Below are 10,675 nucleotides of genomic sequence, written 5' to 3'. Positions count from 1 at the left end.
TCAGCGGCAAATACAGGTTTGCCGGATTACCGGTCAGTCGGGCAAGCGCGAACACTCCCACGATCACTGCAACCAACGGCAACGCGCTGGAGAGAATCCGCTTTCTCAGATAGGCCAGCACTAGTTGGCCCCGCCATTTCGCAGAGGGCGGTATCCACGGGTATAAGCCGGCTCTTCAGCGGCATTTAATGTGCCGTCGAGGCGGCGGTTCAGTTTCCACGGGTTGTTGTCCTGCAGCGGTTCCGGCAGGAGCTCGGCCGGAACGTTCTGGTAGCTGACCGGGCGCTGGAAGCGGTGGATGGCCAGGCTGCCTACGGAGGTGGACCGTGAGTCGGACGTTGCCGGGAACGGCCCGCCGTGGACCATGGCGTGTCCAACTTCGACGCCGGTGGGCCAGCCGTTGAAGAGGATGCGGCCGACCCTGCGCTCCAGTACGGGGAGCAGCTCGCGGGCCGTTGCCTCGTCTCCCGGTGCGTAATGGACGGTCGCGGTGAGCTGGCCCTGGAGGTTCTCGGTGGCGGTGGCGAGTTCGGCCGCGTCTGAGTAGCGCACGAAGAGCCCGGCCGCGCCGAAGACTTCCTCCTGCAGCCGCGGGGAGGCCGCGAAGTTCTCCGCAGTGGTGCTGAACAGCCGCGGTGCCGGGGCGTTCTCGGTGGCGCCCGGAGTGCCCTCGGCGACCTGTTCCACGCCGTCTGCCGCTGCCAGTTCCTTCACGCCTTCTTTCCAGGCGCCGGCGATGCCCGGTGTGAGCATGGTCTGGCCCGCGCAGGAACGCAGCGAGCCGGCTGCGGCGTTGATGAAGGCGTCGCCGGTTTTGCCTTCGGGGACAAAGACCAGCCCGGGGTTGGTGCAGAACTGGCCTGCCCCCATGGTCAGTGATCCGACGAAGTCGCCGGCCAGCGCGGCCGCGTCGTCGGCGATGGCGCCGGGCAGGACAAACACGGGGTTGATGGAGGACATCTCGGCGTACACCGGGATCGGCTCCGGCCGCGCCGCTGCGGTCTTCATCAAGGCGATGCCGCCGGCCTGCGAGCCGGTGAAGCCCACGGCCTTGATGCGCGGATCCGCCACGAGCGCCTGGCCGACCGAGCGGCCGGCACCGAAGAGCAGCGAGAAGACGCCGTCGGGCAGGTCGCTGTCCTTGACAGCCTTCGCCACGGCCTGGCCCACCAGTTCGGCAGTGCCCGGGTGGGCGTTGTGCGCCTTGACGATCACCGGGCAGCCGGCGGCCAGAGCGGAGGCTGTGTCCCCGCCGGCGGTGGAGAACGCCAGCGGGAAGTTGCTGGCACCGAACACGGCCACCGGGCCCAGCGGAATGTGGCGCTGGCGGATGTCCAGGCGCGCCGCCGGTTTGCGGTCCGGCTGCGCCGGATCGATGCGCACCTGCAGGTGGTCGCCCTGACGGACGACGGCGGCGAACATCCGCAGCTGGCCGACGGTGCGGCCGCGTTCGCCTTCCAGCCGGCCGGCGGGCAGGCCGGTTTCGGCCGTGCCGCGTTCCGTCAGCTCGGCGCCGATGGCTTCGATGTTGTCGGCGATGCGCTCAAGGAACGCTGCGCGCACCTCGGGGGAAGTGGCGCGGTAGGTGTCGAAGGCTGCTTCGGCGGCCTTGCTGGCGTCTTCGAGCTGCGCCACGCTGACCATGCCGAAGGCAGGCTCAAGCTTTTCGCCGGTGGCCGGATTGGTGGCATTGACCTCGCCGTCCAGGCCTGCGACGCCCCGGCCGCATATGATCGATTGCCCATTGACGTGCATAAATAACTCCGTGTCCTGTCTCGACATTAGGGGAGGCTGCGGGAGATAAATCAGGCAGCTTTCCCAATATGTAGAACGGTTGGGGATAAGGAGTGCGTACCTAGCCCCGATTTAGATCAAGCTCTTTCGGGCGTCCCAGTACTCACCGCAGTCTAGTTCGACGTAGCGCATCTAGCTCTCGCTGGCTGTCAAGGGATGTTCACAGCGCTGATTCCCAGCTCACCATCATGTCCTTGACCAGCTGACGGTCGCCGGCCTCAAGGACACTGATCGGCGGACGCACGTCTCGTCTGCACAGGCCGATTTGTGCTAACGATTCCTTGACAACCGAGACATTCATTTCTGAATCCTTCAGCGCCCGCAACTCCTCGAACGGCTGGATTAGTTCCCAGATTTTCATTGCACTTCCTGTATCAGAAGCGCGCAGGGACTGAAGTAGTTGCAAGGAGAGCGTGGGAGCTACGTTCGCAAAGCCGGAAGTGAATCCGGTAGCGCCGACGGCCCAGTAGCCTGGTGCTGACAGCTCCGCCAGGCCAGCAATCCACACAAGCTCATCGCGGTCGCATTCCCTGAGTACTGTCGCAAATCGGACGGGATCCGCGACTGCGTATTTAACGCCGACTAGGTTCGGTGCGGCATCAGCTAGACGGGCAATCGTATTGCCATCTATACGGGCGTTTCGGATGTAAAGGACGACCCCGAGTTGGGGGACAGCGTTGGCGATGGCAACGTGATAATTGAACCACCCTTCCACGCTTAGGTACGGATGAACGGGCTGGTGAATCATGATCGCACTGGCGCCAGCCTGGTAGGCCGCTTCTGCAGCTTCTACGGCTTCTGGAACTGAATGCCCCACCCCAGCCAACACCGCACCCTCGGGTCCGGCCGCACCTACCGATAGTTCTAAGCAGGTTTGTCTTTCGTGAGCGGTAAGTGAATAGAACTCACTCGTATTTCCGTTGGGCGTGATTACCTCAATGCCCGCTTCGACCATCCGCGAGATGATCCGGGTGTACGAATCAGAATCGACTTTGCCGTCCGAACCAAAGGGAGTAACAGGGATAGCAACAACTCCCGCTAGCTGGCTACGTAGTTTTTCAAACATTATTCTGCTCCTCAAATGGGTTGGTATCTCATATATGATACATCAGATGTGATGAATGACACCAATAATCCAAAAACTTTTCGACATGCTTCTTTTAGGCCAAGTCGCCCATGACGTGGTCATTCTCCGCGCATGGAACGGCCGATTGTTGGCGGCCACGGGAAACTGCCCACTAGTGGCCACGCCAAAAACACCGATTGCCTGGAGAGCAATCGGGTGGAGCAGCAAAATCCGATGCCAGCTGGACGATAGGCGTTAGTTCATCGCCCGCTGATAATTGAGGCCCGGTTCTAAGGGCAGAGTCGGCAGAATATGCCGTCGTAGCGCGGGAGGCCAGGGCTTTAGACGCGCAGCCTTGGGCCTGAGCAGTTTCGAAGGTCACGGGCTCTTCCCGCATTTCACCTATGCCCACGGTTAGATTCTCTGACCCGTGGGCAGTTTTACATCACCGCCAACAAACAACGCAGGGGTGTCAGCGGTATACTACGGCAGCGAGTGTCTGGAATTCGGGAGGACAGGATCCCTTTGGGCCTCCTGGCTCGCCTCAGGGCCCCGATCATGCATTCGAACTAGGGCGTGTCTCCTTATTGGCGTAGCCAGATCAGGCATGCGTAGAGCGCGACTCCTCCCCGGTAGGTCAGCGCGAGCTTGTCGTATCGGGTTGCAATCCCGCGCCATTGCTTGAAGAGGTTGAAGGACTGTTCCACGGCGGCACGTCCTTTGCAGACCTCGGTATCGAAGTCCACGGGCCGGCCACCGCGGGAGCCCTTGCGTTTACGGTTGGCGATCTGGTCCCTGGGCTCGGGGATCACAGTCTTGATCCTCTTCGCGCGCAGCAGCTCACGGTTGGCGCGGGAAGAGTAGGCTTTGTCGCCGAGTACCGCGTCTGGCCTGGTCCGCGCCCGGCCGCCGCCGGCCCGCGGGACACTGATCACGTCCATGACCTGCGGGAACATCCGGGAGTCGTTCCTGACCGGGACCGATGATGAAGGCCAACGGACGACCCCTCCCATCGCAGGCATGGTGAATTTTCGTGCTCAGCCCGCCGCGGGAACGACCGACCGCGTGATCGTCGGGCTCTTCAAGCAGTTTCCTGTAATTCCCTGGCTCCCCCTGTGGTGCGGGGAAGGTTGGTCGCGTGCTGGTGCGCACGGTTGATCGTCGAGCCCACCGATACCGTCCAATCGACTCTGCCGGCCGCGTCCGCTTCTGTCATCAGGAAAGCATGGATGCGGTCCCAGGTCCCGTCCCGGCTGAATCGCCGGTGACGTTTCCACGCCGTCTGCCACGGGCCGAACGCAGGCGGCAGATCCCGCCAGGCGATCCCGCACCGTATCGGTAGACGATGCCCTCAACGACCTGGCGGTGATTCCGGAACGGCCTGCCGCGCTGCCCGTCCAAGACGGGCGCATCGGTTCAATACGGGCCCATTGCTCATCAGTGAAAACCTCGAAACGCGACACGCTTCCAAGTTTTCCATCCAACATTCAACTCATTTAAGAGACACGCCCTAAGCGCCTCGCTGTGCCCCGCTTTGCCCACGCGGTTGCTTGGAGGCGCATACCTTCAAACCAGTATGCGCTTCTGGTCTGCTAGGGGGCGGCTGGGGACGCGGTAGCACTGAGCGTGCGGCCAACCGATTGCAGGCTCCGCTCGCAGAAGCGACGAATGTGACCGTCAACTAGTGAGCCGGCCAAGTCAGCGTCGCCATCACGTGCAGCGTCCAACATCGCCATGTGCTCACGCCATTCAACTTCATAAGAAGGGGTGGACTCCGAAGTCTCCGACGTTTGCCAGCCGATGACGCTGATGAGTGCCGTACGATCCCTTAAGTTATCCAACACGTCTCTCATCAGGTGGTTGCCGCAATCCCGATACAGCAGCGAATGGAATTTCCGATTAAGGATGCTCAACTTCGCGCGGTCGCCAGCCGCTACTGACTGGCGAGCTTCATTAAGGACTTGCCCGGCCTGTTCCAAGGTTGAAGGGGATTGACTCCCAACGGATCGGCGCACCGCTTCGGGCTCCATGACTAGTCGCAAGTCGCATACCGCGGAGATGAACTCCGCGTCCACCATCTGGACTCGAGCACCCTTGTACGGGAGAAATTGAACAAGTCCAGTGTTCGAAAGAATCTTCAGCGCTTCCCGAACAGGGGTTTTCGAGACACCCATCCTCTCGGCCAGTTCCGCCTCTACTAAGGCGGTGCCCGGAGCGAACTCGTTGGTCAAAATTGACTGGCGAATTGACTCCAGTACTAACTCTATTCGCGATTGAGGAAGGGCCAGTTTCCCATTCACCGAAATTACCTCCGTCGCTTCCAGATGCCTACCTACAGCGTATGCGATATATGATCTCGAGCTTTCCCATCTCGCTGAGGAAGGCCAGCTGTGAGGTTTGACACACAACAAGTATCTCATATATGGTATATGAGACCAAAAAGATTGGCGGAGAGCAATGTAGCTCCTACGTCGCTAACAGTTTGGAGAGAATTTTGACTTCTACACGCCTTCGTCGTCCTAGTGCATTAGGCACGGCCGCATTCCTGACTGTGGTGCTTGGGCTTCAAGCCTGCTCAGTCGGGACGGCATCCGATGAGACCGCTTCCGCCGACAGCGTTCGCATAGTGCTCAAAGAAGAGCCGCCTACGCTCGAGCCGTGCCAAAGTTCCCAGAACTCAACAGGGCTGGTAACGCGATCCAATATCTCGGAGGGGTTGACATCGCGAGATCCCGCCACTGGCGAGCTGAATCCCGCGCTTGCGACCGAATGGGAGCAATTAGACAAGAAGACCTGGCTTTTCACCCTGAGAGAGGGAGTTAAATTCCACGATGGCACAGTCTTCGACGCGGAGGCTGCAGCTTTCTCCATAGACCGAATGATGAATCCGGATCTAGGTTGTGACGTTACTGGGCAGTTCTTCGCTGACCAAAAGCTCATAACGGAAGTCGTCGGCGATTCGCAACTCAAAGTTACATCGGCAACAGCCGATCCTATCTTGCCGCTCAAGCTGTCCTTCGTCGGCATTGTGCCGGTTACCACTGACCAGGAGAACAAGGTCCGCGAACCCATCGGAACCGGCCCATATCAAGTTGGCGCTTGGCAACCTGGTACTAGCCTGACCCTGGAGCGATTTGATGACTACTGGGGCGAACTGCCGGACTTTTCAACGGCTGAATATTCGTGGCGGCCGGAGGGGACGATCCGGGCGGCAATGGTGCTAAATAACGAAGCCGACGTTGCGATCACATTGTCACCAGAAGATGGGGCAGGCGATTCAGCAGTCGAATATGACACCAACGAAGTGACCTATATGAGGATGGACGCAGGTAAGGCGCCGCTGAATGACATCCGAGTGCGAGAAGCCATAAACTATGCACTCGATAAGGAAGGGCTTCTGGCTTCCATATTCGCAGGCAAAGGAAAGTTAGCAACTCAACTGGTTCCCGAGGGGGTAACGGGCCACAATCCGGATATCCAGCCATGGCCTTACGACATGGAAAAGGCCAAAGCGCTGATTGCAGAGGCCAAGGCTGACGGTGTTCCCGTCGATGAGCAGATCACCATCATTGGCCGCACTGGTTTCTACCCCAGAGCCGGGGAAGCCATGGAAGTTGTCCAAAATAGCCTCACCGAAGCAGGACTCAACGTAAAGGTCGAGATGGGAGATGTAAATACCTGGCTCCAGCACTTGTTGCGACCTGTTCCCACTGACAGTGGTCCGCGGCTTCTCATGGGTATGCACGGAAACCAAGCAGGAGACGCCTCATTCACTTTGCGAAACAATCTCGGAAGTGAAGGTGGACAAAGCAGCTATGGAACTCCCGAACTGGATGCACTAATCGCAGCCGGCGAAAGTGCGACCGGGGAAAAAAGAGCCCAAGCATTTGCGGAGGCTTTGGCTTATGAACGCGAAGAGATTGTTCGAGACGCAATGATGGTCAAAGTCGGTGCGATGCTTGCTCTCAGTCCTGCTGTTTCGTATGAGCCTAATTCAGCTACCGGCGATGAAATGCGCGTGGCCGATATGCACAAGGCGAGTCAGTGACCACGGATGGCAGAAAAGAGAGTTTCGCCAGGTCATAAAATTTAGAACTTACTGAACGGCACCTCCGAGAGACAGATTCGATCAAGAAACTGACTCCCGGAGGTGCTGCATTTGCGTAACAGGGACAGACTGTGGCTCTGCACCTGCTCAGCTACTTCAAGCGGTTTACTTATCCGCCGGGGACAGTCGCTGGTTCACCGGGGCCAACGAAACACCCAGATCCGTGGACGCGCCGCTGCAGAACGCAGCGAAGGAACACACCCCAGCGCAGCCGTCACCACGGGCAAAGGCACGCCAGGCCTTCAAGACAGTGTTGACCGAGATCGAGCCGGTGATCGTGCCCAGCGGAAACCGCGCTTGGACGGGATTGATCAGATCGTGCTCTTCCTGAGCGCCCGGGGTTCGACGACCGGGGAGATCGCCGCGCACTTCGAGGAGGTCTACGGGGCCAAGGTCGGCTCTGGCAAGGACCCCATCAGCCGGATCACGGAGAAGGTCGCCGGTGAGCTGGCTGAATGGTCCGCCCGCCCGCTGGATCCGATCTACCCGGTGATCTTCGTCGATGCGATCGCCGTCTCGGTCCGCGACAGTCAGGTACACAACACCCCGTTCTACGTCGTCATGGGCGTGAGCACCAACGGGGAGCGGGAAATCCTAGGCATCTGGGCCGACACAGCGCCGAAGGCGCCCGGTTCTGGCTGCAGGTCTTCTCCGAGCTGAAGAACCGGGGCGTGGCAGACGTGCTCATCGCCGTCTGCGACGGGCTCGAAGGGCTGCCGGAGCCCGATCACGACCACCTGGGAGCGAACGGTGGTGCAGCAGTGCATCGTGCACCTGATCGGCAACAGCTTCCGCTACGCCGGCCGGCAGCACCGCGACGGGGGGGGTGTCCCTATGTTCTTTGTCAATCGGTTCGGCTGGTTTTCGTTGCTGCATCAGGTCGGGATTTTAGGCAGGGAGTAGCGGCCGGCGGCGGTCGCCGCCCGCTGGTGGCTCGCTCTTTTTAGGCGGCCTGGGTTTGGGGTGCCACGTAGAGTGTGCCGTCGCGCAGCATCGCGAAGATGACGTCGCAGCGGCGTCGGGCGAGGGCGATCAGGGCCTGGTTGTGCCGTTTGCCTTCGGCGCGTTTGCGGTCGTAGTAGGCGCGGGAGACCGGGTCTTTCAGCGCGGCGAAGGCAGAGAGGAACAGGGCACGTTTGAGGATCTTGTTGCCCTTTTTCGAGGAGTGGTCTCCGCGGATCGATGTGCCCGAGCGCCAGGTAACGGGCGAGAGCCCGGAGTAGGATCCGAGGTGGCCTGCGGTCTTGAATTCCTTGCCGGCGACCTCGGTGATGATGCGGGCTGCCGTCCTGACGCCGACCGCTGGCAGGGACGTCAGGAGTTCGTGAAGAGGGTGGGCCTCCACGAGTTTTTCCACCTGGGCCAGGACCTCAGTGCGGGAGGCGCGCAGCTGGGCCAGCTGCGCGGCGAGCTGGGGCAGCACGATGCCGGCGGCGCCGGTGCCGGAGACGACCACGGTCTGCTGGTCCAGGGCGGCGAAGATCTCCTCGGCCCAGGGCTTGCCGGCGCGCGGGGCGTACTTGACCATGAATGCGGCGACCCGGTTCTGTCCGGCCCGGCGCAGGGCTTCGGGGCCGGGGTATTTGCGCAGCAGTTCGGCCATCACGGGGTGGTCCAGGTGCGGGCCGACGGCCCGTTCCAGGGCCGGGTGGATCTGGGTGAGCAGCCCGCGGATGCGGTTCGAGGCGGCGGTGGCCTGCTTGGCCAGGTCGTCGTCGAAACCGCAGAGCATCGACAGTTCCGCGGCCTGTTCGTCGGCGACGGCGATCGAGCGCAGTGTGTGCGGCATCGTGCGTGCGGCTTCGGCGATGATGTAGGCGTCCCGGGCGTCGGTCTTGGCTTCGCCGGGGTGCAGGTCCGCGATGCGGCGCATGGCCAGGCCGGGCAGGTAGCCGACCAGGATGCCGGCGGCCTGGGCCACGGCGACCGGGAGGGCGCCGATGGTGGCGGGCTGGTCCACGACCAGCAGCAGGGTGCCGTGTTTGGCGAGTTTGTCGATGATCGAGCGCAGTTTCGCCTCGTCCTGCGGCACTGCTTTGTCGAGGAGTTTCTTGCCGTTTTTGTCCAGGGCCACGGCGTGGTGGTTGGTTTTACCGACGTCGACGCCGATGAAGACATCGACCGTGTCGTGGTCCTTGATCACTGCTTACCTCCGGAAATTGGATCCAGTGCGACAGCGCTGGCATGTCCTGCGGCTCCAGAGCTCGGCATCCACGTTACGGCCGGCCTGCCGCTGTGGTGTTTGCGGCTGGTCTGGTCCCCATTAGCGATCCCCTGGTGCCTATCGAACCCCGGTGACAGCACCCCCCCTGTGAGTCTTGATGTGGCTGGTCCGGGACCGGCTGGCAGAGTAGGTACTGGCCGCCTCTTCTTGGCTGTGGCTCAGCACCCCCTCGGCCCGTTGGAGGGCCTTGGATCCGAATTGCCCGGTTTTGGGGATGGCGGCCGGTGCCTGCTCGGCCCACACCGACGGCTTGATTAGAAGAATGCCCGGACCTGATTCAGGGCTGTGGCCCGTCACAGGAGTGCCTCGGAGTGACCTCCGCCCGGGTGACGCCGGCCGTACCGCGGCCAAAAGGATCTACCCGTTTGCGAGGAAGGAATCCCGGATCACGATGACCACTGTTGCGCACAACTGCCCCTTCGTCATTGGCGTGGATACGCACGCCCGCACCCACACCTATGCTGTGCTTACAGCCAAGGGCGAGCATCTGGGCACCGAGCGGTTCCCGAACACGCACGCAGGCAGATCCCGTGCGATCGCGTGGGCAGCTCGCCGCACGGGAGGCGATCTCGGAGCTCTCTGGGTCATCGAAGGGGCCGGCAGTTACGGTGCGCTGCTGGCCGGCATCGTCATACGATCCGGCTACCGTGTCGTGGAGGCACCCAGGGTCAGGGCGTACGCGACGGCCCGGCGCGGTGCCGGGAAATCTGATCCGCCGGACGCGGCCGCGATCGCTGCCGCAGCACTTCCGCTCGAGGAATCCGAGCTGCGGATCCCTCGTCAGGACGATGGCGTACGGGCCGCACTGCGCGTCCTCGTGGCCGCCAGGGAACAGATGACGATAGAGCGCACCGCCAAGGTCAACGCCCTTACGGCCCTCCTGCGCAGCGTCGACATGGACATCGACGCCCGCAGGCCTTTAACAGACAGCCAGATCATCGACATCTCACACTGGCGCAGGCGTGAAGAGGACCTGGCTAAAGCCACCGCCCGCACGGAGGCGGTCCGTCTCGCCAAGCGCATCGTTATTCTCGGCGCCGAACTCAAGGACAACGAGACGCGTACCACCGAGCTTCTGGCCGCCAGTCCCGCAGCAGCCTTGCTGGAGGTGACCGGGGTCGGCCCGGTCACTGCTGCAGTGGTCTACACAGCATGGTCCCATCTGGGCCGGGTCCGTTCCGAGGCCGCGTTCGCCGCCCTCGCCGGTGTAAATCCCATCCCCGCCTCGTCCGGGAACACCGTCCGGCACCGGCTGAATCGGGGCGGCGACAGGCGGCTGAACAGCGCCCTGCACATGGCGACGGTCGTCAGAATGGTCCATGACCCGGCAACCCGAGCCTATGCCGAGCGCCGGACGGCCGAGGGCAGGACTTCGCGTGAGATCCGCCGCTGCCTCAAGCGCTACCTCGCCCGGCGCCTCTACCGCACACTCAACGCGCATCACGCCGACGCGATCACGCTTCCGCAGCTCGCTTGACTGATA

Annotated in this window: 6 protein-coding genes and 2 pseudogenes; 3 read left to right on the top strand and 5 right to left on the bottom strand. The window is 61.9% G+C overall.

What is annotated here, in order from left to right; all coding sequences use genetic code 11:
• Positions 1-120: 120 nt before the first annotated feature.
• From AC5RWO_RS05890 to AC5RWO_RS05875, 4 genes and pseudogenes are all read right to left on the bottom strand, one after another.
• Complete coding sequence (locus tag AC5RWO_RS05890) at positions 121-1,755, bottom strand: aldehyde dehydrogenase (NADP(+)) (RefSeq protein ID WP_498730070.1); 1,635 nt, start codon at positions 1,753-1,755, stop codon at positions 121-123.
• A gap of 199 nt (positions 1,756-1,954) precedes the next feature.
• The gene (locus AC5RWO_RS05885; RefSeq protein ID WP_498730068.1) at positions 1,955-2,860 is read right to left on the bottom strand and encodes a dihydrodipicolinate synthase family protein; all 906 of its coding nucleotides are present in this window, start codon (positions 2,858-2,860) and stop codon (positions 1,955-1,957) included.
• Positions 2,861-3,444: 584 nt separating this feature from the next.
• Positions 3,445-4,347: pseudogene (locus AC5RWO_RS05880) on the bottom strand (IS5 family transposase).
• Positions 4,348-4,452: 105 nt separating this feature from the next.
• Entirely contained in the window at positions 4,453-5,160 is a 708-nt protein-coding gene (locus AC5RWO_RS05875) for a GntR family transcriptional regulator (protein WP_498730066.1), read from the bottom strand.
• A gap of 416 nt (positions 5,161-5,576) precedes the next feature.
• On the opposite strand from AC5RWO_RS05875, the gene AC5RWO_RS05870 reads away from it, so the two are divergent.
• Together AC5RWO_RS05870 and AC5RWO_RS05865 are read left to right on the top strand one after the other, a co-directional pair.
• On the top strand, positions 5,577-6,908 hold the full coding sequence (locus AC5RWO_RS05870; protein ID WP_498730065.1) for an ABC transporter substrate-binding protein: 1,332 nt from the start codon (positions 5,577-5,579) through the stop codon (positions 6,906-6,908).
• Between the two features lie 238 nt (positions 6,909-7,146).
• Positions 7,147-7,787 (top strand): annotated as a pseudogene (locus AC5RWO_RS05865) (IS256 family transposase); the annotation flags it as partial.
• A gap of 124 nt (positions 7,788-7,911) precedes the next feature.
• Here the strand turns inward: AC5RWO_RS05865 and AC5RWO_RS05860 are convergent.
• Positions 7,912-9,111 carry an IS110 family RNA-guided transposase gene (locus tag AC5RWO_RS05860; protein ID WP_498730063.1) on the bottom strand — a complete coding sequence of 400 codons (1,200 nt, stop codon included), beginning with the start codon at positions 9,109-9,111 and terminating at the stop codon, positions 7,912-7,914.
• A 472-nt stretch (positions 9,112-9,583) separates the two neighbouring features.
• Between AC5RWO_RS05860 and AC5RWO_RS05855 the strand changes: the two genes are divergently transcribed.
• Positions 9,584-10,669, top strand: a complete 1,086-nt coding sequence (locus tag AC5RWO_RS05855) for an IS110 family RNA-guided transposase (RefSeq protein WP_498730061.1) — start codon at positions 9,584-9,586, stop codon at positions 10,667-10,669.
• Positions 10,670-10,675 lie beyond the last annotated feature (6 nt).

The sequence above is a fragment of the Arthrobacter sp. B055-34 genome (genome assembly GCF_059090425.1).
The sequence above is the reverse complement of the archived record's forward strand: the minus strand, read 5'-3'. Positions and strand labels throughout refer to the sequence as shown.

Coding starts and splice junctions, on each gene's coding strand:
- AC5RWO_RS05890 (WP_498730070.1), bottom strand. CDS start 1,755: ATGCACGTCAATGGGCAATCGATCATATGCGGCCGGGGCGTCGCAGGC.
- AC5RWO_RS05885 (WP_498730068.1), bottom strand. CDS start 2,860: ATGTTTGAAAAACTACGTAGCCAGCTAGCGGGAGTTGTTGCTATCCCT.
- AC5RWO_RS05855 (WP_498730061.1), top strand. CDS start 9,584: ATGACCACTGTTGCGCACAACTGCCCCTTCGTCATTGGCGTGGATACG.